The sequence below is a fragment of the Bacillus sp. ISL-75 genome, from assembly GCF_018613095.1.
In genome coordinates this window covers 36771-63678 of sequence record NZ_JAGGQX010000094.1, presented here as the reverse complement: position 1 = coordinate 63678, position 26908 = coordinate 36771, and the positions used below count along the sequence as shown (strand labels likewise).

The following is a 26908-nucleotide window of genomic DNA, read 5'->3' as shown; positions in this document are numbered from 1 at the left end:
TTAGAAAGGAAAAAATTGAGCGAAGCTTCGCAGACTCAAAAGAGCTGCACGGGCTTCGCTATTGCCGGTTACGGGGATTGAAGAAAGCAAGCGAACAGGCTCTCCTTACGGCAGCCTGCCAAAATATGAAAAAGATTGCAACACAATTAGCAAGGCTAGAAAAAGTGTGTTGCAATTCTTTAGGTTGATTACCTCCCTGTTGATTTCCGCGGAAGGCACGCAGACTCCTGCGGGAGTACGGGGCAGGGGAGACCCCGCAGGAGCATAGCGACGAGGAGGCTCCCCGGCACGCCCGCGGAAAGCGAAGTGCCTAGAGCGGAAATCAACAGGCCCATTAGCAGGTACAATGAATAATTAAATGCTGAGAATAAAAAATTGCCGAGAAAAATACCCTTTCTCGACAATCTGAAAGGAAAGTCAACGACTTTCCTTTTTTGTTTTAATACCATGAAATAGGTTAAAATAATATGTTGAATGACAGCCAACTGTAAAAGTTCCCTTTTGTTAATAAAAATATTATGATAAGAGAGGAAGTATGTGAGAGTGAAAGTTCAATGGGGATAATTTCCATCATTGAACTTTCACTAGGTATTATCGTATAGTTATAGTAGTTAGTCATAATTTTGTAGTACGAGGAGTGTAACTCAATGTTAAAAGTACAAGAAATTCGAGAATTGATTAAATTAGTGGACCAATCAAGTATTGATGAATTTGTATATGAAAACGAAGGTTCAAAAATTAAAATGAAAAAAAATGGTGCAGTTACATATGTTTCACAAGTAAGTCCGGCTCCACAAGAAACTCAATTTGTATCACCAGCACAACCAGTCTTATCTACAGCAACACCTTCCGTTCCTGTTCAGGAAGTAAACCAGGAAGTTCAAAAAGAGGAGACTGTAAAGCAAGCTGATACATCCAATCTTCATAAAATTGTTTCTCCAATGGTAGGGACTTTTTATGCTTCACCGACTCCAGACACTGACGCATATGTTAAACTGGGTTCTAATGTAACAACAGATTCGATTGTATGTATTGTGGAAGCTATGAAATTATTTAATGAAATTGAAGCTGAAATTAACGGCGAAATTGTTGAAATACTTGCTAAAAATGGACAATTAGTAGAATACGGACAGCCTTTATTTTTAGTAAAGCCTGAATAAGGAGCGATAACAGGATGATTAAAAAACTGTTAATTGCAAACAGAGGAGAAATTGCAGTTAGAATTATTCGAGCGTGCAGGGAAATGGGAATTGAATCTGTTGCCGTTTACTCGGAAGCGGATCGTGAAGCATTACATGTACAGCTCGCAGATGAAGCCTATTGCATTGGCCCTACTTCATCAAAAGACAGTTATTTAAATGTAACAAATCTAATTAGTGTGGCTAAGCTGACAGCTTGTGATGCCATTCATCCAGGGTACGGCTTTTTAGCCGAAAACGCAGATTTCGCAGAGCTTTGCCGCGAATGCAATATAACATTTGTGGGTCCAAGCCCAGAGGCTATTACTAGAATGGGTACTAAGGATATTGCAAGGGAGACTATGCGTGAAGCCGGGGTCCCAATTGTCCCAGGTTCAACTGGGATTATAAATGATATCGATGAGGCACTTGAACTTGTAAAAAAAATCCAATATCCAGTTATCATAAAAGCAACTGCTGGTGGAGGCGGCAAAGGGATTCGTGTTGCCAAGAACGAGCAGGAATTAATTAAAGGCATTAATATTACACAGCAGGAAGCCATGACAGCCTTTGGAAATCCTGGTGTTTACATTGAAAAATATATTGAGGATTTCCGTCATGTTGAAATTCAGGTCCTTGCTGACTCCTTTGGTAACACAATTCATTTAGGAGAAAGAGATTGTACAATCCAGCGCAGGCTGCAAAAGCTTCTTGAAGAATCTCCATCACCAGCATTAGATGGGGAAATCCGAGAAGAAATGGGTAATGCAGCCGTAAAAGCTGCAAAAGCAGTTGATTATTCAGGTGCGGGAACGGTAGAATTTATATATGACTACCGCAATCGAAAGTTTTATTTTATGGAAATGAACACCAGAATTCAGGTGGAGCATCCTGTTACAGAAATGGTCACTGGAATCGATTTAATTAAAGAACAAATCCGGGTGGCTTCTGGAGAAAAGTTAAAGTTAAAACAACAGGATGTCACTTTTACTGGATGGGCAATCGAATGTCGGATTAATGCCGAAAACCCAGAAAAGAATTTTCTTCCATCTGCAGGGAAAATCAACATGTACCTTCCACCTGGCGGGTTTGGCATACGTATTGATTCAGCAGCTTATCCAGGGTATACGATTCCGCCTTATTACGATTCTATGATTGCGAAGGTTATCGCATATGGGAACAGCAGGGAAGAGGCCATTTCAAGAATGAAACGTGCATTGAGTGAATTCGTTGTTGAAGGTATCCATACAACGATTCCGTTCCATTTAAAACTGCTAGATCATGAAAAGTTCGTCGAAGGCGGATTTAATACCAAATTCTTGGAATTGCATGATGTGATGAAGTCTATTTAATATCTGGAGGTGTTATTAATGAGTGAGTTTAGTGTCTTGGAAATGGAACAAGGCAATAACGGACATGGGAAAATTGAAATTGCTCCTGAAGTGATTGAGGTTATTGCAGGCATTGCTGCTTCTGAGGTGGAAGGTGTAGCCTCGATGCGTGGTAATTTTGCAACAGGTGTGGTTGAGCGTTTAGGGAAGAAAAACCATGGTAAAGGCGTAAAAGTCGAATTAACAGAGTCAGGAATAAAAGTAGATGTCTATTGTATGATGAAGTTTGGAGTATCCATTCCTTCCGTTGCAGGAAAAGTGCAGGATAATATTCGTCAAGCATTGTTGAATATGACGGCCTTAGATGCTGAAGAAGTAAATATTCATGTGGTTGGGATACATTTTGAAAATCATAAGAATGAACCAGAGAGCATTGACACAGAGATCTAAAACTTGGAAACCAAAGGAGAAAATTCCTTTGGTTTTTCTTTATTTGCAATTAAGTCCTAAATAAAAGTGCTTACATATTGGAAAAATAACAACCTTAGAGTGCGAATCATTTTTAGTTATGCTATTATCGTTTATGTGCAACCTATTCGAATACTTATTTACTATTTATGTATGAAAAATAGACAAAAATTAATTAATATCTCTAAAGGAGTTAATTGTATAATGAAAAGAAGAACAGCAAGGGAAAAGGCATTACAGGCACTTTTTCAAATCGATATAAGCAACACTGAGCCATCAGCAGCGATTGACCATGTATTGGAAGGAGAGGCGGGTGACGAGTACCTATCTAAACTTGTTCTAGGGGTAGTCGAACAAAAAACCTTAATTGACAATTTAATCAGTGAAAATCTTGAAAAATGGTCTATAGAACGGTTGGCAACGGTCGATCGAAATTTATTAAGAATAGCTACATACGAAATGAAGTTTTTCCGAAATGAAGTTCCGGAAAATGTTATTTTAGATGAAGCCATCGAAATAGCAAAAATATACGGAGATGACCAATCAAGTAAGTTTATTAATGGTGTTCTATCAAAGGTGAAACAAAAGCTTCTTAATGATTAATTGATTGGACATTCTTAAAATAAAAGGAGAAGAGAAAATGACGGCTACTATTATTGATGGAAAAGAAATTGCGGCAAAAAAAAGAATGGAAATCGCAGAAGAGGTTAGCAGAATAAAAAAACTTGGGGTAACTCCTGGATTAGCAGTTATTCTTGTCGGAAATAACCATGCTTCTCGGACATATGTAACAAATAAAGAAAAAGCCTGCCAAGAACTTGGGATGAACTCAGTTTTAATTGAAATGCCAGAGGAAGTTTCAGAAGAGGAATTACTTTCAAAAATTGAAGAATTAAATCAGGACGATCATATTCATGGCATTTTGGTTCAGCTGCCAATCCCCAAACACATTGACGAAAAAAAAGTAATTGAATCGATCTCTCCTAATAAGGATGTCGATGGGTTTCATCCGATTAATATCGGCAGGATGATGACAGGGCAGAATGCCTTCTTACCATGTACGCCGTACGGAATTATGGTGTTACTTGAAGAAACAGGTATCTCAATAGCAGGGAAGCATGTTGTCGTGGTTGGGAGAAGTAATATTGTCGGAAAGCCGGTTGGTCAATTATTTTTAAATCAACATGCAACTGTAACCTATTGTCATTCTAAAACTAATGACCTAAAGTTCCATACAAACCAAGCGGATATCCTTATTGCTGCTGTTGGAATTCCGAATTTTATTACAGCGGAGCATGTAAAAGACGGTGCTGTCGTCATTGATGTTGGAATTAACCGTAATGAAGCCGGAAAGCTTTGCGGTGATGTAGCTTTTGCTGAGGTAAGCGAAAAAGCTGGATATATCACGCCTGTTCCAAAGGGAGTAGGACCGATGACCATTACCATGCTTATGTATAATACCTTAAAATCAGCTGCAGAAAGCCTAGACCGCAATTAAGTAGGAAATTGTCCTTATCTTTTATAAATATATATAAGATAAGGACAGTTTTTCGCTAATCGAAGAGTTTTCATTTGACTATTGGTCGAATAAAAAGGAGTTACCTATGCAGGAACAAAGATATTTATCTGTGAATGCTTTAACCAAATACATAAAAAGAAAATTTGATGCGGATCCACATTTACGGGATGTTCATGTTAGAGGTGAAATTTCAAATTTCAAACAGCATTCGAGCGGTCATATGTATTTTACCTTAAAGGATGAAAAAGCCCGCATTCTTGCGGTTATGTTTTCGAGTCAGTCAAGGACAATGAAATTCACACCAGAAAATGGCATGAAAGTAATTGTCAGAGGCGAAATTTCCGTTTATGAACCAAGTGGTCAATATCAAATATATATAAAAGAAATGCGGCCAGATGGTATAGGAGAATTGTTTTTAGCCTATGAACAGCTTAAACAAAGACTAGAATTAGAAGGATTATTTGCGATAGAAAATAAAAAGGCGATTCCTTTGTATCCTAGAACCGTTGGGGTGATTACCTCACCCACTGGAGCGGCGATAAGGGATGTTATTACGACCATTAAAAGACGGTATCCCATCGCAAATATTCTTGTTTTTCCTGCCCTTGTACAGGGGGATCAAGCGGCTCCCTCTATTGCTAAGGCTATTGCTAAAGCAAATAGCATGAATGAAATTGATGTGCTAATCGTTGGACGCGGCGGGGGATCAATAGAGGAATTGTGGGCTTTTAATGAGGAACTCGTTGCCCGAGCGATATTTTCTTCAGACATCCCGATCATATCAGCCGTCGGACATGAAACCGACTTTACCATTGCTGATTTTGTAGCGGATTTACGCGCTCCGACCCCAACTGGTGCTGCAGAACTTGCTGTCCCACATATAGATGAGTTATTGGACAGGGTTTTACAGCGGCAAACTCGCCTTCTTCGGACGATGAAGGGAAAATTCCAGTTTGAAAAAGAACGATTAGCTCGTGTTCAGAAATCCTATGCCTTTCGCTATCCCCATCGATTATATGAACAAAAGCTGGAGCAGGTTGATAAACTAACGGAAATGCTGGTCCGCGGGACATCCAGGTTGTCCTTAATAAAAAAAGGGCAGCACGAAATTCTTTATAAACGCTTGCAGAGGAATCATCCAAGCGAGGCATTACGAGATGCACATAAACGTTTAGACCTAACCAATAAAGAGATGAAACGTGCCATGCAGCAAGTACTTTCAAAAAAGCAAACAGAATTTGAAAGGATCCTTTCGACCTTAGGTGCGTTGAGCCCCTTGAAAATCATGGAACGTGGATATAGTTTAGCTTATTCAGAAGAAAACAGACTGATTAAAAGCATTAATCAAGTTAAAATGAATGAGCGAGTTCAGATTCAATTAACGGATGGCAGTCTTTTCTGTAGAGTTGAGAATAGTAAGGAGAGCGAAAAACATGACGAATGAAAAGAAAATTTCCTTTGAAGAGGCAATGACTAAATTGGAACGAATTGTGGATAAGCTTGAAGAAGGAGATGTACCGTTAGAAGAAGCGATCATCTTCTATAAAGAAGGTATGGAGCTGTCCAAACTTTGCCATGATAAATTAAAAAGTGTCGAAGAACAATTAACACAAATTATTACGGAGGACGGTCGGACGGAGAGTTTTACGATTGATGAGGAGGAATAAGACTTGGGAACCGGGTTACTAGATGTATTTGCACGAGAATATAAACTTCAGCTTGATTCGGAGCTTCGGACTCTGGTTAATAAGCTTGACGCCCCTCCTATTATTAAGGAATCAATGATCTATTCACTTGAAGCAGGAGGTAAACGAATTCGCCCCCTTTTATTATTCGCTACTCTAGAAGCATTTGGGGTAGACCCCAAAAATGGGCTTCTTGCTGCTTCGGCTATTGAGATGGTTCATACATATTCCCTAATCCACGACGATTTGCCAAGCATGGATAATGATGACCTTAGAAGAGGAAAACCCACAAATCATAAAGTTTTTGGTGATGCTATTGCGATTTTAGCAGGAGATGCTTTATTAACATATAGCTTTGAGGTAATCGGGAATATTCCATCTGAATTCGCTTCAGCAGATACAAAACTAAAATTAGTGATTGAGTTGGCAAAGGCATCTGGAACGGAAGGAATGGTTGGCGGCCAAGTTGCCGATATGGAAGGAGAAGGGAAATCCTTAACTCTCGAAGAACTTGAGTATATACACATCCATAAAACCGGTAAGCTGCTCGGATTTAGTGTTCTGGCAGGAGCGATAATGGCGGGTGCAAATCAGGAACAATTAAAAAATCTTTCCTCTTTCGCCCATCATCTAGGTCTCGCTTTTCAAATCCAAGATGATATTCTTGATTTGGTGGGGAATCAGCAATTAATCGGGAAACCAGTTGGTAGTGATACCTCCAATCATAAAAGTACGTATCCGCAGTTGCTATCGTTAGAAGGGGCAATTGCAGCCTTGAATCAACAAATAAATCTATCGAAGCAATATCTGGGTATGACAGGCTTGAATACGACCCTTCTGATGGAAATAACGGAATTAGTTGCTTCAAGAGACCATTAGAAAACGGTATTTGAGGCATTGAAATAAGTGTGTTATAATTGTTTTCATTGTAGAAAACGTTGTCAATGCCGTTATCACTCTCGTGTTAGCGGCTATTTTTTAATCAAAACTTAATTATTTAAATGTGTAATATAACACAATGACAAAAAGAAGAATGCATAAAAGTATGAAAGTGAGTGGTCCAAACATGGATCTGTTATCAATAAAAGACCCAGCCTTTTTAAAAGGCATGTCGAATATCGAATTAGAGGCTTTAAGTCAAGAAATTCGCACATTTTTGATTGAAAAGCTGTCTGTAACTGGAGGCCATATTGGACCGAATTTAGGTGTAGTCGAATTAACCATAGCCTTACATAAATGTTTTAACAGTCCCACAGATAAGATTATCTGGGATGTGGGACATCAATCTTATGTTCATAAAATTTTAACGGGCAGAGCAAGTGAGTTTGATACATTACGGCAATATAAAGGATTATGCGGCTTCCCTAAACGGATTGAAAGCGAGCATGATGTTTGGGAAACAGGTCACAGTTCTACATCTCTTTCTGCTGCTATGGGAATGGCAATTGCTAGAGATTTAAAAAAGGAAAAATCATTTGTTATTCCAGTTATAGGCGACGGGGCTTTAACAGGTGGAATGGCGTTAGAAGCCTTAAATCATATTGGTCATGAGAAAAAAGATATGATTGTCATTTTAAATGACAATGAAATGTCAATCGCTCCTAATGTTGGTGCACTTCATAATATTCTTGGTCAATTGCGGACGGCTGGAAAATATCAATGGGTGAAAGATGAGCTTGAAGTACTGTTGAAAAAAGTACCTGCAGTGGGCGGGAAATTAGCTGCAACCGCTGAAAGAGTGAAAGACAGCCTTAAATATTTATTTGTTTCCGGTATGTTTTTTGAAGAACTAGGATTTACCTATCTCGGCCCAATTGATGGTCATAATTTTGAAGCATTATTTGAGAACTTCAGCTATGCTAAAAAGACAGAAGGTCCGATTCTTCTTCATGTCATCACTAAAAAGGGAAAAGGCTATCAGCCGGCAGAAAGTGATAAAACAGGTACATGGCATGGAACTGGACCATATAAAATGGACACAGGTGCATTCGTAAAGCCGGTAAAAACACCGCCCCCTGCATGGAGCAGCCTTGTCAGTGAAACGGTTCGAAAGCTTGCCAGGACGGATGAAAGGATTGTGGCGATTACACCAGCTATGCCTGTTGGTTCTAAACTCGAAGGCTTTGCAGGTGAGTTCCCTGAGCGAATGTATGATGTAGGGATTGCAGAGCAGCATGCAGCGACAGTCGCTGCGGGATTAGCTACACAAAATATGAAGCCTTTTCTGGCGATCTACTCAACCTTTTTACAGCGGGCTTATGATCAGGTGGTTCATGATATTTGCCGTCAAAACTTAAATGTCTTTATTGGAATCGACCGTGCTGGATTGGTGGGTGCCGATGGTGAAACCCATCAAGGAGTTTTTGATATTGCTTTTTTAAGGCATATCCCTAATATGGTGTTAATGATGCCAAAGGATGAAAATGAGGGTCAGCATATGGTTTACACCGCACTGAATTATGATGACGGTCCTATTGCCATGAGATTCCCGCGTGGGAATGGACTTGGTGTCCCATTGGATAAGGATTTTCAAGCCATTCCAATTGGGACGTGGGAGGTTCTAAAAGAGGGCGATGATGCGGCTATCCTAACCTTTGGAACCACCATTCCAATGGCCTTAGAAGCAGCTGAGGTGCTTGAAAAGAAGGGGATCTCCGTCAAAGTTGTCAATGCCCGGTTTATCAAGCCTTTGGATGGAAAAATGCTGACTCATCTACTTGTGAAAAATATGCCGATTCTTACCATTGAGGAAGCAGTTTTACAAGGGGGGTTTGGGAGTGCAGTTCTGGAGTACGCACAAACCCAAGGATTTTATCACGCGCACATCGACAGAATCGGAATCCCGGACCAATTTATTGAACATGGAGATGTTGACTCACTTCTTAAAGAAATTGGTTTAACGACGGAAGAAGTAATCAAACGGGTTTCTATACTAGCTAGAAAAAAACAACAAAGGGCTTAAAATATGAAAAATAAAGAACGGTTAGACGTTTTACTTGTAGAAAGAGGTTTAATTGAAACCAGAGAAAAGGCAAAACGAACGATTATGGCAGGGCTAGTTTATTCAAACGAAGAGCGGTTGGATAAACCAGGAGAAAAGGTGAAAACAGATATTCCACTTAGTATCAAAGGGAAGATCCTTCCGTATGTAAGCCGTGGTGGATTAAAGCTTGAAAAGGCTTTGAAGGTATTTGATGTGAGTGTTACGAACAAAGTATTGCTCGACATTGGATCTTCAACTGGCGGTTTTACCGATTGTGCATTACAGAACGGGGCAAAAATGTCCTATGCTTTGGATGTAGGCTATAATCAGCTTGCTTGGAAACTTAGACAGGATGAACGTGTCGTAGTAATGGAGAGGACAAATTTCCGCTATGTTACACCTGCCGATTTAATTGGAGAGATGCCAAATTTCGCCACAATCGATGTATCGTTTATCTCCTTAACGTTGATATTACCTGTCTTAAAAACACTCTTAGTCCCTGGAAGTGACGTCATAGCACTAGTAAAACCGCAATTTGAGGCTGGACGTGAACAGGTTGGTAAAAAGGGGATCGTTCGTGATGAAAAAGTACATTTACAAGTAATTGATAAAATTATTAATTTTGCCTTTCAGCAAGGATACACAATAAAAAACTTATCCTTTTCACCTATCACTGGCGGGGATGGGAACATTGAGTACCTGCTCCATCTAAAATGGGAAGGGGAACGGGAAATTGGAGTTAATCAATTACTTGTCACCCCCATTGAAATTGTAAAGGTATCACACGTGGAACTTAAAACAAAACAAAATTCAGAAGGGTAGGCTGATGCTTATCCTTTTCTTCTTTTGGAATGAAAATTCCCCCCTTTTACACAAGAAAAAATGTACAAGCTTGTAAAAATCGGCTAACATGTGTATAAGAGCGTGTTAGTATATATTACTTAGATGTTTTAACACTTATGGGGTGAAACAATGAACAAAGGCCAACGCCATATAAAAATAAGAGAAATCATTGCTACTAATGATATCGAAACACAGGACGAGTTAGTGGATGAACTAAAAAGTGCTGGCTATAATGTAACACAAGCAACAGTTTCTAGGGATATTAAAGAATTACATCTTGTTAAGGTTCCATTAAGCGATGGACGATATAAGTACAGCTTACCTGCGGATCAAAGATTTAATCCATTACAAAAGCTGAAAAGATCATTAATCGATGCGTTTGTACGGATTGATGCGGCAGGTCATTTGCTAGTCATGAAGTGCCTGCCTGGTAATGCAATGGCAATTGGCGCACTAATCGATCATCTCGATTGGGATGAAATATTAGGGACCATCTGTGGGGATGACACAATGTTAATCATTTGTCGAACTCCGGAAGATACTGAAGTTATCACAAACCGGTTCCTAGATATGCTTTAATTGGGGGAATGTTCCTTGTTAGCAGAATTATCAATTAAAAATTTCGCTATTATCGAAGCCTTATCAGTATCGTTTACAAAGGGATTAACGGTTTTAACGGGTGAAACAGGTGCAGGTAAATCAATCATCATTGATGCTATTCATTTATTAGTTGGTGGCAGAGGGTCTGCAGAATTTGTTCGTCATGGAGAGGAAAAGGCGGAAATCGAAGGGCTTTTTCAGATTGATGATAACAAACATCCGGTAATTGCTAAAGCTTTAGAATTCGGGATTGACATTGACGAAGGAACGGTAATCTTACGACGAGATATTGCCCAAACCGGTAAAAGTGTTTGCCGTGTGAATGGAAAGCTTGTGACAATCTCCATTCTTAGGGAAATCGGAGGAACACTCGTTGATATCCATGGTCAGCATGAGCATCAAGAGTTAATGGATGACTCAAGACACCTAACACTGCTAGATCAATTTGGAGCAGATGATATAGTACCTTCGCAAGGTGAATATCAGCAAGTATTTCGTCGTTATGAGCAAACCTTCCAAAAGTTAAAAGCATTAAGTGAAAATGATCAACAAACTGCCCACCGTCTTGATTTAATACAGTTTCAATTGGATGAAATTCAAAAGGCAAATTTAAAGCTTAATGAAGATGAAGATCTTTTTGAGGAAAAAAGAAAACTAACTAATTTCGAAAGAGTATTTGGAGCCATTCAGTCCAGCCATACAGCCTTGCAGGGAGAACAAAAAGGGCTGGATTGGATTAGTATGGTTATGGGGCACCTAGAAGACGCTGCTTCACTTGATACGGCGTATAAAGACATCTACGAATCTGTCTCGAATAGCTACTACCAATTAGAAGATGCCGCGCGTGCATTAAGAAATGAATTAGATATATTAGAGTTCGACCCGCAACGGTTACATGAAATCGAAGACCGGTTGAATGAAATTAATCAGCTCAAACGAAAATATGGAAAAACAATTCAAGAAATATTAGAGTATGCTGCAAATATTGAAGAAGAAATTGAAACATTGCAAAATAAAGAAACACATATAAGCGAATTAGAAAAAGAATTAACTTCTGTAAAAAAAGACTTAATCCTTGAAGCGAAGCAGTTAACTGAAATTCGTCTTAAATGGGCTGATAAACTAACAAGGTTAATACATAAAGAATTAAAAGAATTGTATATGGCGAAAACTGTTTTTGAAATTCGTTTTGAATCAAATACCATTCAATTTACAAAAAACGGTGTGGATCATGTCGAATTTTTTATCTCAACTAACCCCGGAGAACCATTGAAGCCCTTATCAAAGGTTGCTTCTGGAGGGGAATTATCTAGAATTATGTTGGCATTAAAAAGTATTTTTTCCAAGCATCAAGGGGTAACATCCATTATTTTCGATGAGGTAGATACTGGTGTAAGCGGCAGGGTTGCTCAATCAATTGCGGAGAAAATCTATAAGGTGGCTGCCGAATCACAGGTTTTGTGTATTTCGCATCTGCCTCAGGTAGCAGCCATGGCTGATACTCACTTGTTCATTTCAAAGATCATAAAAGGGGGTAGAACGAAAACTTCTGTGACCCCGTTAGAGATTGATGAAAAAATTAATGAAATTGGCCGGATGATATCTGGAACAGAAATAACCGACCTCACTAAAAAACATGCAGAAGAATTATTACATTTAGCTGCAGAAAACAAAAAAAGTGGAAGTGCTTTGACAAGTCACTAAACTGATACATTGCTTAAAAAGGCTAAAATTTCTATATTTTTAATAAAAATTGTAATGCTATCCATTTCGGGTAGCTTTTTTATGTAGAACCAAGTTATAAATGATTGTCAAGGAGGCAAAATTAAAGATGTAGCCATTTCAATGTAATGAAAAGAAGCGAGGAGAGTGAAGAATTTGAAGTTAGAAATAATTAGAAAGATTATTGGTGGAATTCTCCTTGTTTCATTAATTAGCCTTATTTTTTTTCAGCCTATACAGCAATACCTTGCGATACCTAAAACAATTACAGTTTTTGAAGGACAAGACTATAATTTTCAAAAGGCTGCCCCGGTATCAGCCGCTTTGGTTTCTCACAATTCGAATATTACACTTGATCAAGGAAAACATACGGTTTCAATGAAGGCAACTGAAAATGGAAAAAATGAAATGCTGTTAGAGTTTGCAGGGATTCCTATAAAAAAGGTTGACGTACGCGTTTTAAAGGATTTTAGAGTCATTCCAGGCGGGCAGTCAATCGGCGTAAAATTAAACACAGTCGGCGTTTTGGTTGTGGGCCACCATTTAATCAATACTATATCTGGAAAAAAGTCTCCGGGTGAAATTGCAGGTATAAAAATTGGGGATATCATTACAGAAATTAACGGTAATAAAATAGAAAAAATGTCAGATGTAGCACCATTTGTACAAACCGCAGGACAAGAAGGAAAACCTCTCGATATGGTTATTAGTCGGGAAAGTGGAAAATTTACTACACAATTAACCCCATTAAAAGATAAAGGGGAAAATATTTATAAGCTTGGTTTATATATTAGAGATTCCGCTGCAGGAATTGGAACAATGACCTTTGTTCATCCACAATCTAAGAAATATGGTGCCCTTGGGCATGTAATATCAGACATGGATACAAAACAGCCAATTGTTGTTGAAGATGGACAAATTGTCCGGTCTACCGTAACTTCCATTGAAAAGGGAAGTAACGGAGACCCAGGTGAAAAACTTGCCCGCTTTTCTTCGGACCGAGAAATCGTTGGTAATATCCAAAAGAACAGCCCATTTGGTATTTTTGGTGAAATGGTAAAAGAATTAAAAAATGGTGTTATGGATAAACCACTTCCTATCGCATTATCACATCAAGTAAAAGAAGGACCTGCAAAGATATTAACGGTCGTTAATGATGACCAAGTAGAAGAATTTGATATCGAAATTGTCAGCACAATTCCGCAAAAGTTTCCAGCAACCAAAGGCATGGTAATAAAAGTAACCGACCCTAAGCTCCTTAAAAAAACAGGAGGTATTGTTCAAGGGATGAGCGGCAGCCCAATTATTCAAGATGGAAAACTAATTGGAGCAGTTACACATGTTTTTGTTAATGATCCAACCTCAGGATACGGGGTACACATTGAATGGATGTTAAATGAAGCTGGAATTAACATATATGAAATGCCAAAAAATAAAGCGAGTTAGGACATTGGAGCAAAATAGGAAAATCCCCCTATTTTGCTTTTTACATAAACATTTTTCGACAAAAAACATCCATATTTTAGAAATAACGCGGTTTACGTCGAAAGGGTGAGAAAAACAAAGAAAAGATAAGATTTTATCACTATTTTAAGAAATATTAAAAAAATGAGAGGAATTTTTGTTGCATTGTCGAATTTCTAATTTAGAATAGAATTAGGAGAATACAACTGATTAGAAATGTTAGATGAAATAGATCTTATGATTTAAACCCGAGGAGGAACTAGAAGTGAAGAAAATTAAAGTTTGTGTCGTTGATGACAATAGGGAGCTAGTTGGATTATTAGAGGACTTTATTTCGTCCCAAGATGATATGGAAGTTGTAGGAATTGCTCATAATGGACAAGAATGTCTAGAAATGTTATCGACAACCGATCCAGACGTTCTAGTTTTGGATATTATTATGCCGCACCTTGATGGTTTGGCTGTACTTGAGCGCCTCCGTGATCTTAAAAAGGGAGTACTTCCCAACGTCATTATGCTCACTGCCTTTGGTCAGGAAGATGTGACAAAAAAAGCAGTTGAACTTGGTGCTTCCTACTTTATTTTGAAACCATTTGATATGGAGAATTTAGGAAGCCATATTCGACAAGTTAGCGGAAATAACAATTCATTTACACGAAAATCAACATCAACAACTTATCGTTCTCAAACTGAGCAAAAACCTAAAAATTTGGATGCTAGTATTACAAGCATCATTCATGAAATTGGTGTCCCAGCACATATTAAAGGATATCTGTACTTACGCGAGGCCATTTCAATGGTATATAACGATATCGAACTTTTAGGGTCAATTACGAAAGTGTTGTATCCAGATATCGCCAAAAAATATAACACAACAGCGAGCCGTGTGGAACGAGCAATCCGTCATGCCATTGAAGTGGCTTGGAGTCGTGGAAACATTGATTCCATTTCCTCGCTATTTGGATACACTGTCAGCATGTCTAAGGCAAAACCGACCAATTCTGAATTTATTGCCATGGTTGCTGATAAATTGAGGCTTGAACACAAGGCATCTTGAAATAATAATTAATTGTAAGCCTTCATAGAAAGAAATGAAGGCTTTTTTTTAAAACACTTAAAGATGGTGTTTTTATTTATGTTATTTTTTCTCCTCTTTCTCCAATTCCATCAGTTTTTGGATGAGAATATGTTGGGGCATATGCATAATCTGTTCTATAGGCACATTTAACTTTTGGGATAGCTTGATTGTTGTTTCTGGTGATAACTGTAAAGGTTTCATTGAAATCCTCCAATTAGAAAGTTGGGAAGTGAAAATATGACTCAGATTTTTGCGCACCGTGGCTATTCGGCTTCTTTTGCAGAAAATACATTAGGAGCCTTTCGTGAAGCAGAAAAAGCAGGTGCAGATGGGTTGGAATTGGATGTTCAGTTAACAAAAGACGGCGAATTAGTTGTCATTCATGATGAAAAAGTAAACCGAACAACGAACGGGAACGGGTTTGTAAAAGATTTCTTATTTAAAGATCTTCGGAAATTGAACGCCAATCTAAAAAGCAAAAAAGAACCTATACCTGCATTAACTGAAGTTCTTGAGTGGCTTACTTCCAATAGATTATTATGTAATATTGAATTAAAGAATGCGCTATTTCCCTATAAGGGAATGGAAGAAAAAGTCATTCAACTTGTTCGAAAATTTAATTTAATGGATCGGATTATTATTTCCTCTTTCAATCACTATAGTATTGTCTATAGTTACAGCCTAGCACCTGAAATTGAAATAGCCCCTCTTTTTCTTGAAGGCATCTACATGCCATGGATTTATTCCCAAGCGATCCGAGCAAAGGGGATCCATCCAAAATATTCAGTCATGTCTGATGATGTTATCATAAATACAATAAATAACGGGATTGCCGTACGGCCATATACTGTTAATAAAGAGATAGATATGCATCGCCTTTTTAAGATTAATTGCACGGCGTTTATTACGGATGATCCAGTAAAAGCGTTAAAAATACGAAAACAATATGAAAAGAGTCCGTAGAGGCCTCTTTTTATTTTGTATTTTTAAACCTTTTTTGAACCTTGCTTCTTTTTCGGTCTCGATGAAAGATAAATCCTGCCACAAACCCTAGACCGCCGACAAAAAAGATAAGCCCGGCTAGAAATTGCAACAATAAATTAGGGAATGGGGCTTGTAAAATCCCGAATAACATATCACGCATTAATTTAATACCAACAGCAGCCAAAATTCCAGGAATCAATACTATGATGAGGGCAATTATTCGCTTCATAAATAAATCCTTCCAGTTCAAATTTTACTGTAATATCATGTCATATTAAGATTATATCTCATCAAAATATTATTATATAGATAAAATTTGTCAAGGATTGTGATTGGTTATAAAATAGATATGAAAAAAGTTGCATATTTTTCTTAAGATGATATGAAAAAAGTTTCTTAAAGGGGTAGAAAAAATGCAAAATGTCATGATTGTTGGTGCTGGTAAAGGTGGTACGGCAATCTTAAAAATTTTAAAAGAATCTGAAGTATTAAAAGTCAGTGTGGTAATTGATCGGAACTTGGATGCACCGGGGATTTTATTCGCACAAGAAGAGGGGATAAAAACAGGGGAAGACTGGCGCCCATTTTTAGCAGGTTCTATTGATATTATCATTGAAGTAACAGGAAACGATACTGTTTTCCAAGAACTTAGAAAAGCTAAAAGTCAAAATACCATTCTTATTCCAGGAAGCGTTGCATTTCTGGTCGCAAAAATTATGCAAGAAAAAGAGGAGCTAATTGAAAAGCACAAAAATGAATCCTACCAGCAGGAACTAATCTTTAATGCTGCAAATGATGGAATGATTGTTATTGATAAGTACGGAAAGGTCATTTTATTCAACAAACGGGCACAAGAAATCATGGGTGTAAAGCGTGTACAGGCAATTGGGAAATTTGTTGTTGATGTTATTCCAACAACAAGGCTGCCTCAAATTTTAGAAACAAGAAGAATTGAAGCAAACCAAGAAATGGTTCTGAGTAATGATAGAAAAATCATTACGACCCGTATTCCAATTATTGAGGAAAATGGGACCTTAATAGGTGCGTTTGCTGTTTTTAAAGATATTACTGAGGTTGTTAATCTTGCGGAAGAACTTACGGATTTAAAGGAAATTCAAACGATGTTGCAAGCCATTATCCATTCTAGTGATGATGCAATTTCTGTTGTGGATGAAAATGGCAGAGGCATTCTTATTAATCCAGCATACTCCCGTATTACTGGACTGACCCATGATCAGATTATTGGTCAACCAGCTACAGCAGATATTTCTGAAGGGGAGAGTATGCACATGAAGGTGTTGCAAACCAGAAGAGCTGTACGCGGCGTTCCGATGAGAGTGGGGCCAAACAAACGAGAAGTAATAGTAAATGTGGCCCCGATTATCGTAAAAGGGAAATTAAAAGGCAGTGTTGGCGTTATTCATGATATGTCCGAAATAAAATCACTGAATAGAGAATTGAACCGCGCACGACAACTGATCCGCAAGCTTGAAGCGAAATACACCTTTGAGGATATAATTGCTCAATCTGATGAAATGATGCTTGCGATTGAACAAGCTAAACTAGGAGCGAAAACACCTGCAACCGTTCTCCTTAGGGGTGAATCAGGAACCGGGAAAGAATTGTTTGCCCATGCTATACATAATGCAAGCGACCGTAAATATAACAACTTTATCAGGGTCAATTGCGCAGCAATTTCGGAAACATTGTTAGAAAGTGAACTATTCGGCTATGAGGAAGGTGCTTTTTCTGGTGCAATGAGAGGAGGAAAAAGAGGCTTTTTCGAAGAAGCTAATAATGGGAGTATTTTTCTCGATGAAATTGGCGAACTTCCAGTGAATACACAAGCAAAATTACTTAGAGTACTTCAAGAAAAAGAAATTATCCGAGTCGGTGGGACAAAGCCAATTTCCATTAATGTAAGAATTATTGCGGCAACTAATGTCAATTTAGAAAAGGGTATTGCTAAAGGCTCCTTTCGGGAAGACTTATATTATCGTTTAAATCGAATGCCAATCCATATCCCTCCATTAAGGAAGCGAAAAGAGGAAATTCCTCTTTTGAATGAGCGGCTTATTCAAAAAATAAGCCAGGACTATGGACGAAACGTTGAAGGAATCACACCGGCAGCGTTACACCAGATAATGGATTATGACTGGCCAGGAAATGTTCGAGAATTAGAAAATATTCTTGGCAGAGCGATTATTTTTATGAATTATTATGAGCTCCTTATTGACGTTCATCACCTACCAGAGTTAAAAAATAAAAAAAGCACAAATGAACCTTCTTTAAGCTACAGTAACGATTCCTTTGTGATAGACCGTTCCTTATCAGATATGATGGATGAATATGAGACGAAAATTATTAAGCAGACACTTCTTCGCTTAAATGGAAATAAGACATTGACAGCGAAAACGCTGGGATTGTCTGTGAGGAATTTATATTATAAGCTTGAAAAATACAACATTGAAAAGAATAGCATGCAATAAATTTCGTAGTATGAAAAGTGTTTCATACTTTAGGATGAATAATAAAGCGTTTTCATGGGGATTTGTTTGGCACGGAAATTGCATATTACATTATGGGAGTTGCAGTAAGAGGAGAAAGGGTTGATGACAACTTGTTGCTGGATTCACTAATTAACAAAGCAGCCCAAGTAAGTTCAAACACTGTTGCAGTTGCTGCTGCAGAAGATCTAGAAGTCATTGAAGCGGTTATAGCTGCATTAGACCGGAATCTTGCCAATTTTATTCTATTTGGTGATGAAGAAAAAATAAATTCAATTATTGAATTAAAAAAACAGAAAAACATTAGAAATAATTATCTAAAAGTTATCAATGCAAATTCTAATGCTGCTGCTGCAGAATTAGCTGTAAAGGCCGTTTTTAACAAAGAAGCAAATGTCTTAATGAAAGGTAATATTCCAACAAATATTTTCTTAAAAGCAGTCTTGAATAAGGAATACGGACTTAGGACTGGAAATGTTTTATCACATATTGCTGCATTTGAGGTTCCAGGTTTCAATCGTTTTACTATTGTAACAGATGCTGCAATGAATATTGCTCCCGATTTAGAAGAGAAAGCACAAATTATTAAGAATGCTGTTTCCCTTGCGAGGTCGATTGGAATAGAAATACCTAAAGTGGCCCCTATTGCTGCCGTGGAAGTAGTTAATCCGGCAATGCAGGCTACATTAGATGCAGCATTATTAACTGTGATGAATAAACGAGGACAAATATCTGATTGTATAGTAGATGGCCCGTTAGCTTTAGATAATGCCGTATCAACACTGGCTGCCGAACACAAAGGAATTCATAGTGAAGTGGCGGGAAATGCAGATATTTTATTAGTACCAACTATCGAAGTAGGTAATGTATTATATAAATCATTAATATATTTCGCAAATGCAAAAGTCGGTGCGGTAATAGCCGGGGCAAAGGCACCAATTGTGTTAACGTCCAGAGCTGATTCTGCTGAAAGTAAGCTTTATTCTCTTGCACTGGCATTATGCTGTGCAACAACAAATAGATAGTCAATATTCGAGGAGGAATTTTACATGGAAATTTTCAAGTACTTAGAACAATACGATTATGAGCAAGTAGTATTCTGCCAGGATAAACAATCAGGATTAAAAGCAATTATTGCTATTCATGATACAACTTTAGGGCCAGCATTGGGTGGAACACGTATGTGGACTTATGCATCTGAAGAAGCTGCAATTGAAGATGCCCTACGCTTAGCAAAAGGAATGACTTATAAGAATGCTGCCGCAGGATTAAATCTTGGTGGAGGTAAAACGGTTATCATCGGCGATCCAAGAAAAGATAAGAATGAAGCCATGTTTCGTGCATTTGGCCGTTACATCCAAGGACTAAACGGCAGATATATTACAGCAGAAGATGTTGGTACAACAGTCGCTGATATGGATTTAATTCATGAAGAGACAGATTTTGTAACTGGAATTTCACCGGCGTTTGGCTCATCAGGTAATCCTTCCCCAGTAACTGCTTTCGGTGTTTACCGCGGTATGAAAGCAGCAGCAAAAGAGGCGTTTGGAACAGATTCACTTGAAGGAAAAGTAGTTGCTGTTCAGGGTGTTGGAAATGTAGCCTATACACTTTGTGAATATTTGCATGAAGAAGGGGCTCAACTTATTGTAACGGACATTAATAAAGAGGCGGTTAACCGTGCTGTTGAAGCATTTGGTGCACTTGCGGTCGACCCTGATGAAATTTATGGTGTAGAATGTGATATCTATGCTCCGTGTGCTTTAGGGGCAACAATTAATGATGAAACGATTCCACAGCTAAAAGCAAAAGTTATTGCTGGTTCAGCTAACAATCAATTAAAAGATACCCGTCACGGTGATATCATCCACGAAATGGGAATTGTTTATGCTCCCGATTATGTTATTAATGCTGGCGGGGTAATCAATGTTGCTGATGAACTCTATGGCTACAACCAAGAACGGGCAATGAAAAAGGTTGAACAGCTTTATGCAACAATTGAAAAAGTAATTGAAATTTCAAAACGTGATGGTATTCCAACATACGTAGCAGCGGATCGGATGGCAGAAGAAAGAATTGCAAGGATTCGTAATTCAAGAAGCCAATTCCTCCAAAATGGCCACCATATCTTAAGTCATAGAATATCTAGATAGGAACCTTATATTAAAAATTGCTGTGTTATAGGTCATTGTTGATTTTTGTAGCTATGTTGACTGGAGTGGAAATCAACAGGCAAGTTTAACTAAGCCTCAAAAATATATCCGCAGAGCGCTGAATGGGAATTCAGCGTCTTTGCCTTTCATAGGGCACTTATAGTTATATTAAATTACCATAAGACTTCAACCATAAGAAATCCAAAATGGAGGTCAAATACGTTGCAAGATAATGAATATCGGATTCTCGTCATCAACCCAGGCTCGACATCCACGAAAATTGGGGTTTTCGATAATGATATTTCCATTTTAGAAAAAACAATTCGTCATGATTCAGAGGATATAAACTCTTTTGCAAATATAATTGATCAATATGAATTTAGAAAAACAACAATTTTGGAAATACTGGATAATGAAGGTATAAATATTTCCAAACTGTCTGCTGTATGTGGCCGTGGAGGTTTGCTTAGACCAATAGAAGGTGGAACCTATGCCGTTAATGATGTGATGTTAGCTGATCTTCGGTCTGGTTATGCCGGACAGCATGCATCAAATCTTGGCGGAATCATTGCATACGAAATCGCTTCTGGACTAAATATTCCCTCCTTCATCGTTGATCCTGTTGTTGTTGATGAGCTTGAACCACTAGCGAGAATTTCTGGATTTTCCTTAATTGAACGGAAAAGTATCTTTCATGCCTTGAATCAAAAAGCAGTCGCAAGAAGGGTAGCAAAGGAATTAGGGGAAAAATACAATGACTTAAATTTAATTGTTACCCATATGGGTGGTGGGATTACCGTTGGTATCCATAAACATGGTAAGGTAATTGATGTAAATAATGGTCTTCATGGAGATGGGCCATTTAGCCCTGAACGTGCTGGAACCGTTCCAGTTGGGGATTTAGTAGCACTTTGTTATTCGGGAGAATATTACCGTGATGAAATAATGAAGATGCTTGTGGGCCAAGGTGGCCTTGTTGGCTACCTAGGAACTAATGATGCTGTAAAGGTAGAACAAAGAATAGCAGCTGGTGATGATGAGGCAAAGCTTGTATATGATGCAATGGCCTATCAAGTAGCAAAGGAAATTGGGGCTGCTAGTGCTGTATTATCAGGAAAAGTGGATGCAATTATATTGACTGGCGGCCTTGCCTACGGAAAAGGATTTGTGAAATCTATCACCGACCGAATTAATTGGATTGCTGATGTTATTGTTCAGCCAGGGGAAAACGAACTTCAAGCTCTAGCTGAAGGAGCACTTCGAGTCTTACGAGGTGAAGAAGAGGAAAAAGTTTATCCGGGTAAATTTAAAACAGCTAAAATTTAAGGTACTTGGGGAGGAAAGAAAATGGCACAAGAATATGATTTGGTCGTTCTTGGCGGGGGAACTGGTGGCTATGTAGCTGCCATTAGGGCCTCTCAGCTTGGATTGAAAACAGCTATTGTAGAAAAAGGAAAACTTGGCGGGACATGTTTACATAAAGGATGTATTCCAAGTAAAGCGCTCCTTAGAAGTGCGGAAGTTTATGCAACAACCAAACATAGTAAAGATTTTGGGGTTATCACTAGTGATGTAACGGTTGATTTTAGTTTAGTACAGGATCGGAAAAATAAAATAATTGATCAACTTCACAAAGGAGTTCAGCATTTAATGAAGCAAGGCAAAATCGATGTCTATGAAGGATTAGGCAGAATCTTGGGACCATCCATCTTTTCACCGATGCCGGGAACAATTTCTGTTGAAATGAATAACGGGAAAGAAAACGAAATGCTGCTTCCGAAAAATGTAATTGTCGCAACAGGTTCTAGACCGAGGACACTTCCAGGGCTTGAAATTGATGGAGAATATATAATGTCCTCTGATGAAGCATTGCAGTTAGAAACACTTCCAAGTTCCATCATAATTGTTGGTGGGGGTGTAATTGGAATTGAATGGGCGTCTATGTTATCGGATTTTGGTGTGACAGTAACGGTTATTGAGTATGCTGACCGCATTATTCCGACAGAAGACAAGGAAATCTCAAAAGAAATGCAGCGCTTAATGAAGAAAAAGGGAATTAAACTTGTTACAAGTGCAAAAGTGCTCCCAGAAACGTTGGTTAAGGATAATGGCGTGGCAATTTCTGCAGAAGTTAAAGGAGCATTGAAAGAGTTTAAAGCAGAAAAAATTCTAGTTTCGGTTGGACGTCAAGCAAATACAGAAGGAATTGGGCTTGATAATACAGAAATACAAGTGGAGAAGGGTTTTATTTTAACAAATGAATTTTTTCAAACAAAAGAATCACATATTTATGCGATTGGTGATGTGATTGGTGGATTACAACTGGCCCATGTTGCTTCACATGAAGGGATTGTAGCTGTTGAACATATCGCTGGGAAAGATCCTTCTCCATTTGACTATAATTTGGTCTCTAGATGTATTTATAGTAATCCAGAAGTTTCAAGCGTCGGGATAACAGAAGATCAAGCAATAGAAAAAGGTCATAAAGTGAAAATTGGTAAGTTTTCTTTCCGTGCTATTGGGAAGGCACTTGTTTTTGGAGAATCTGATGGATTTGTAAAAATTGTTGCTGATGAGGAGTCCAATGATATTCTTGGGGTGCATATGATTGGTCCACATGTAACGGATATGATTACCGAGGCAGGACTTGCGATGGTATTAGATGCGACACCGTGGGAAATTGCACATACAATTCATCCACACCCAACTTTGTCAGAGGCAATTGGTGAAGCTGCACTCGCAGTTGATGGGAAAGCAATCCATTCTTAAAAGAATTAATAAAAAACATTGTAAAGGTTTTAGTGTCTAGCTGCAGCGCCTAGCCCCTCGAGGTCGCTTCGATCCTGTCGATGAAGTCAAAAGAACGACTTCATCGGCAGGCTCTCCAGCGCTTGTCGGGGCTGATAAAGGCGCTTCCGCATTTCTATGAACAATTGGGAGGTATGAAATAAATGACAGAAAAGCGTCATGATGCTTTAGGTTTAAGCGACGGAAAAGTATTGGAAATGTATGAAACTATGCTTTTAGCCCGCCGAATTGATGAACGGATGTGGTTATTGAACCGTGCTGGTAAAATACCATTTGTTATTTCTTGTCAAGGTCAAGAAGCAGCACAGGTGGGAGCAGCATTTGCACTAGATCGTGAAAAAGATTATGTTCTTCCGTATTATCGTGATATGGGGGTAGTGTTGGCTTTTGGTATGACCCCAAGGGAACTGATGCTATCCGGTTTTGCAAAAGCAGAAGACCCTAACTCTGGTAGTCGGCAAATGCCTGGCCATTTTGGTCAAAAGAAAAATCGGATTGTCACAGGTTCTTCGCCAGTTACAACTCAAGTTCCACATGCAGTTGGAATTGCCCTTGCCGGGAAGATGGAAAGAAAAGACCTGGTTACGTTTGTAACATTTGGAGAGGGTTCCTCTAACCAAGGGGATTTCCATGAAGGGGCAAACTTTGCTGGTGTACATAAACTTCCAGTTATCTTCATGTGTGAAAATAACAAGTACGCGATCTCTGTCCCAATCGAAAAACAATTAGCTTGTGAAAAGGTTTCAGATCGTGCAATTGGATATGGTATGCCTGGCTTTACTGTTAATGGGAACGACCCATTAGAAGTTTATAAAGTCGTAAAGGAAGCAGCGGAACGTGGCCGTCGTGGGGAAGGCCCTTCATTAATTGAAACCATATCGTATCGTCTAACTCCACACTCTTCTGATGATGACGACCGATCCTACCGTGCTCCAGATGAGGTTGCAAAAGCCAAAACACAAGACCCAATTATAACTTTTGGGGCCTATTTAAAGGAAACTGGTGTCATGGATGATGAGTTGGAAAAGGAAATCAATGACCGCGTGATGAAGCAAGTGAATGAAGCGACTGACTATGCAGAAAATGCTCCTTATTCTGCACCTGAAGAAGCACTGAAATATGTTTATGCGGATTTGTAAGGGGGATGTAACATGGCGATAATTTCATATATTGATTCAATCACAATGGCAATGCGAGAAGAAATGGAACGAGATCCAAGGGTATTTGTCCTTGGTGAAGATGTTGGCGTAAAGGGCGGTGTGTTTAAGGCAACGCAAGGATTGTATGAGCAATTTGGGGAAGAGCGTGTCATTGATACACCACTTGCCGAATCAGCAATTGCTGGGGTAGGAATCGGTGCAGCGATGTACGGCATGCGGCCGATTGCCGAAATGCAATTTGCCGACTTTATTATGCCGGCAGTTAATCAAATTATCTCGGAAGCAGCAAAAATCCGCTATCGCTCCAATAACGACTGGAACTGTCCGATGGTTATTCGTGCGCCATACGGCGGGGGTGTTCATGGTGCACTTTATCATTCCCAGTCAGTTGAAGCTGTTTTTGCTAATCAGCCTGGATTGAAAATTGTGATGCCCTCCACACCTTACGATGCGAAGGGACTATTAAAAGCTGCCGTCCGTGATAATGATCCGGTATTATTCTTCGAACATAAACGGGCCTATCGATTAATCAAAGGTGAGGTCCCGACTGATGATTACACCCTTCCAATCGGAAAAGCGGATGTAAAGCGCCAGGGAGAAGATATTACTGTTATTACTTATGGTCTATGTGTTCATTTTGCCCTTCAAGCCGCTGAAAAATTAGCGAAGGATGGAATCTCAACACATATTCTTGATTTGAGGACCGTGTATCCACTTGATAAAGAAGCAATCATTGAAGCTGCATCGAAAACGGGTAAGGTCCTTCTTGTTACAGAGGATAACAAAGAAGGCAGCATTATTAGCGAAGTCTCTGCGATCATAGCTGAAAATTGCTTATTTGAATTAGATGCACCAATTATGCGCTTAGCTGGACCGGATGTACCGGCAATGCCGTATTCTCCAACAATGGAAAAATTCTTTATGGTAAATCCGGATAAAGTCGAAAAAGCCATGCGCGAGCTTGCTGAGTATTAAACGAAAAGCGGAGGCGACTCGTTCAGCCCCGACAAGCGATGGAGGTCCTGACAGTGAAGTCGTTTTTTGACTTCATTGGCAGGACCGAAGCGACTCGAGGGGCTAGGCGCTGGAGCTGGACAATAGGAGGGTGTAAAAAGTGGTAATTGAACAAATCAAAATGCCTCAGTTAGGGGAAAGTGTAACCGAAGGTACGATTAGTAAATGGCTCGTATCCGTTGGCGATAAAGTAAATAAATACGACCCCCTAGCAGAGGTTATGACAGATAAGGTAAATGCAGAAGTTCCATCCTCCTTTACAGGTGTGGTTAAGGAGTTAATCGCTGAAGAAGGTGAAACATTAGCAGTTGGTGAAATGATTTGCACAATTGAAATGGAAGGTGGAACTCCCCAGGAAACTGCGGCTTTAGTAACAAGCGATGCCGCTGCACAAAGCGTTGCAGTAAGTGCAGAACCAGTGGACCAAGGAAACAAGGCCCGTTATTCACCTGCAGTTCTAAAAATTTCTCAAGAGCATGGGATCGATTTAACAAAGGTGTCAGGCACCGGTGCTGGCGGGCGAATTACCAGAAAAGATCTATTAAAATTAATTGAATCAGGAAATATTCCAGTTGCAGAACAAAATGTTGAAGCTAACAAAGAGTCAGCAGTTGTGGAAGCACCAACACAAGCAGCAGCTCAGTCAGTTTCTACGCCTACAGCATCTGCACAATCTGTCAATATTCCGGTTGCAGTTGGTGATATTGAAATCCCTGTGACAGGCATCCGCAAAGCGATTGCCGCTAATATGCTGCGCAGTAAACACGAAGCACCGCATGCCTGGACAATGATTGAAGTGGATGCAACTAATTTGGTGGAGTACCGCAATTCCCTCAAAGATGAATTTAAGAAAAAAGAAGGCTTCAATTTAACTTTCTTCGCTTTCTTTGTCAAAGCCGTTGCGCAAGCACTGAAAGAATTCCCGCAAATCAATTCGATGTGGGCGGGAGATAAAATCATCCAAAAGAAAGATATCAATATTTCGATTGCAGTGGCAACGGATGATGCTCTCTATGTTCCTGTCATTAAACAGGCAGATGAAAAAACAGTTAAGGGGATTGCACGTGAAATCTCTGAACTTGCAGTCAAAGTGAGAACAGGCAAGCTAAAATCAGAAGATATGCAAGGCGGAACCTTCACCGTAAACAACACAGGTTCATTCGGATCTGTTCAATCAATGGGTATCATCAATTATCCGCAAGCAGCCATTTTGCAAGTGGAGTCCATCGTCAAGCGTCCAGTTGTCATGAATAATGGAATGATTGCTGTCCGTGACATGGTGAATTTATGTATGTCACTTGATCATAGAGTGTTGGACGGACTTGTTTGCGGCCGATTCCTACAACGCGTAAAAGAAATACTTGAAAATACATCAAAATCAACAACTTCGATTTATTAAACAAAACAACCG

The 26908-nt window shown here is 39.0% G+C and carries 26 protein-coding genes; 24 read left to right on the top strand and 2 right to left on the bottom strand.

Going from position 1 to position 26908, the window contains the following annotated elements:
• From J7E63_RS28915 to spo0A, 15 genes are all read left to right on the top strand, one after another.
• On the top strand, positions 1–188 hold a 188-nt coding region (locus J7E63_RS28915), incomplete at its 5' end, for a transposase (protein ID WP_215009856.1).
• A gap of 459 nt (positions 189–647) precedes the next feature.
• The gene (accB, locus tag J7E63_RS28910) at positions 648–1160 is read left to right on the top strand and encodes an acetyl-CoA carboxylase biotin carboxyl carrier protein (protein WP_215018758.1); all 513 of its coding nucleotides are present in this window, start codon (positions 648–650) and stop codon (positions 1158–1160) included.
• 14 nt (positions 1161–1174) lie between these two features.
• Positions 1175–2530 (top strand): acetyl-CoA carboxylase biotin carboxylase subunit, encoded by a 1356-nt coding sequence (accC, locus tag J7E63_RS28905; RefSeq protein ID WP_168245029.1) that lies wholly within the window; start codon positions 1175–1177, stop codon positions 2528–2530.
• Positions 2531–2548: 18 nt separating this feature from the next.
• Positions 2549–2959 (top strand): Asp23/Gls24 family envelope stress response protein, encoded by a 411-nt coding sequence (locus J7E63_RS28900; RefSeq protein ID WP_214713114.1) that lies wholly within the window; start codon positions 2549–2551, stop codon positions 2957–2959.
• A gap of 222 nt (positions 2960–3181) precedes the next feature.
• Positions 3182–3580 (top strand): transcription antitermination factor NusB, encoded by a 399-nt coding sequence (gene nusB / locus J7E63_RS28895; RefSeq protein ID WP_215018756.1) that lies wholly within the window; start codon positions 3182–3184, stop codon positions 3578–3580.
• A gap of 37 nt (positions 3581–3617) precedes the next feature.
• Entirely contained in the window at positions 3618–4475 is an 858-nt protein-coding gene (gene folD, locus J7E63_RS28890; protein WP_215018754.1) for a bifunctional methylenetetrahydrofolate dehydrogenase/methenyltetrahydrofolate cyclohydrolase FolD, read from the top strand.
• 106 nt (positions 4476–4581) lie between these two features.
• Positions 4582–5940, top strand: coding sequence for an exodeoxyribonuclease VII large subunit (gene xseA, locus J7E63_RS28885; RefSeq protein WP_215018752.1), 1359 nt, complete (start codon positions 4582–4584; stop codon positions 5938–5940).
• A complete protein-coding gene (locus tag J7E63_RS28880; RefSeq protein ID WP_088088916.1) occupies positions 5930–6163 on the top strand; it encodes an exodeoxyribonuclease VII small subunit in 234 nt (77 codons plus the stop codon). Before xseA ends, J7E63_RS28880 begins: the two co-directional genes overlap by 11 nt.
• Positions 6164–6166: 3 nt before the next feature.
• Positions 6167–7060, top strand: a complete 894-nt coding sequence (locus tag J7E63_RS28875; RefSeq protein ID WP_215018749.1) for a polyprenyl synthetase family protein — start codon at positions 6167–6169, stop codon at positions 7058–7060.
• 187 nt (positions 7061–7247) lie between these two features.
• Positions 7248–9143, top strand: coding sequence for a 1-deoxy-D-xylulose-5-phosphate synthase (dxs, locus tag J7E63_RS28870; RefSeq protein ID WP_215018747.1), 1896 nt, complete (start codon positions 7248–7250; stop codon positions 9141–9143).
• A gap of 3 nt (positions 9144–9146) precedes the next feature.
• Entirely contained in the window at positions 9147–9986 is an 840-nt protein-coding gene (locus tag J7E63_RS28865; protein WP_215018745.1) for a TlyA family RNA methyltransferase, read from the top strand.
• Between the two features lie 150 nt (positions 9987–10136).
• Complete coding sequence (gene ahrC, locus J7E63_RS28860; protein ID WP_215018743.1) at positions 10137–10586, top strand: transcriptional regulator AhrC/ArgR; 450 nt, start codon at positions 10137–10139, stop codon at positions 10584–10586.
• A 15-nt stretch (positions 10587–10601) separates the two neighbouring features.
• The gene (gene recN / locus J7E63_RS28855) at positions 10602–12311 is read left to right on the top strand and encodes a DNA repair protein RecN (RefSeq protein ID WP_215018741.1); all 1710 of its coding nucleotides are present in this window, start codon (positions 10602–10604) and stop codon (positions 12309–12311) included.
• 174 nt (positions 12312–12485) lie between these two features.
• Entirely contained in the window at positions 12486–13775 is a 1290-nt protein-coding gene (gene spoIVB / locus J7E63_RS28850) for a SpoIVB peptidase (protein WP_215018739.1), read from the top strand.
• A gap of 283 nt (positions 13776–14058) precedes the next feature.
• Positions 14059–14850: a sporulation transcription factor Spo0A gene (spo0A, locus tag J7E63_RS28845; RefSeq protein ID WP_214713105.1), complete on the top strand. Its 792-nt coding sequence runs from the start codon at positions 14059–14061 to the stop codon at positions 14848–14850.
• Positions 14851–14931: 81 nt separating this feature from the next.
• Here spo0A and J7E63_RS28840 read toward each other — a convergent pair whose 3' ends face one another.
• Positions 14932–15072: a YycC family protein gene (locus J7E63_RS28840; protein WP_215018737.1), complete on the bottom strand. Its 141-nt coding sequence runs from the start codon at positions 15070–15072 to the stop codon at positions 14932–14934.
• A 36-nt stretch (positions 15073–15108) separates the two neighbouring features.
• Between J7E63_RS28840 and J7E63_RS28835 the strand changes: the two genes are divergently transcribed.
• Positions 15109–15834: a glycerophosphodiester phosphodiesterase gene (locus J7E63_RS28835; RefSeq protein ID WP_215018735.1), complete on the top strand. Its 726-nt coding sequence runs from the start codon at positions 15109–15111 to the stop codon at positions 15832–15834.
• Between the two features lie 10 nt (positions 15835–15844).
• Here J7E63_RS28835 and J7E63_RS28830 read toward each other — a convergent pair whose 3' ends face one another.
• Complete coding sequence (locus tag J7E63_RS28830) at positions 15845–16084, bottom strand: DUF2627 domain-containing protein (protein ID WP_215018733.1); 240 nt, start codon at positions 16082–16084, stop codon at positions 15845–15847.
• Positions 16085–16268: 184 nt separating this feature from the next.
• On the opposite strand from J7E63_RS28830, the gene J7E63_RS28825 reads away from it, so the two are divergent.
• From J7E63_RS28825 to J7E63_RS28790, 8 genes are all read left to right on the top strand, one after another.
• Entirely contained in the window at positions 16269–18344 is a 2076-nt protein-coding gene (locus J7E63_RS28825) for a sigma-54 interaction domain-containing protein (RefSeq protein ID WP_215018731.1), read from the top strand.
• A 131-nt stretch (positions 18345–18475) separates the two neighbouring features.
• The gene (yqiS, locus tag J7E63_RS28820; protein WP_215018729.1) at positions 18476–19387 is read left to right on the top strand and encodes a phosphate butyryltransferase; all 912 of its coding nucleotides are present in this window, start codon (positions 18476–18478) and stop codon (positions 19385–19387) included.
• 24 nt (positions 19388–19411) lie between these two features.
• The gene (gene bcd / locus J7E63_RS28815; RefSeq protein ID WP_215005185.1) at positions 19412–20515 is read left to right on the top strand and encodes a Leu/Phe/Val dehydrogenase; all 1104 of its coding nucleotides are present in this window, start codon (positions 19412–19414) and stop codon (positions 20513–20515) included.
• 222 nt (positions 20516–20737) lie between these two features.
• Entirely contained in the window at positions 20738–21841 is a 1104-nt protein-coding gene (gene buk, locus J7E63_RS28810; protein ID WP_215018727.1) for a butyrate kinase, read from the top strand.
• Positions 21842–21862: 21 nt separating this feature from the next.
• Positions 21863–23284, top strand: a complete 1422-nt coding sequence (gene lpdA, locus J7E63_RS28805) for a dihydrolipoyl dehydrogenase (RefSeq protein ID WP_168245012.1) — start codon at positions 21863–21865, stop codon at positions 23282–23284.
• Positions 23285–23466: 182 nt separating this feature from the next.
• Complete coding sequence (locus J7E63_RS28800) at positions 23467–24462, top strand: thiamine pyrophosphate-dependent dehydrogenase E1 component subunit alpha (RefSeq protein ID WP_168245011.1); 996 nt, start codon at positions 23467–23469, stop codon at positions 24460–24462.
• Positions 24463–24474: 12 nt separating this feature from the next.
• Positions 24475–25458: an alpha-ketoacid dehydrogenase subunit beta gene (locus J7E63_RS28795; protein WP_168245010.1), complete on the top strand. Its 984-nt coding sequence runs from the start codon at positions 24475–24477 to the stop codon at positions 25456–25458.
• Positions 25459–25597: 139 nt separating this feature from the next.
• The gene (locus tag J7E63_RS28790; protein ID WP_215018725.1) at positions 25598–26896 is read left to right on the top strand and encodes a dihydrolipoamide acetyltransferase family protein; all 1299 of its coding nucleotides are present in this window, start codon (positions 25598–25600) and stop codon (positions 26894–26896) included.
• Positions 26897–26908: the final 12 nt, after the last annotated feature.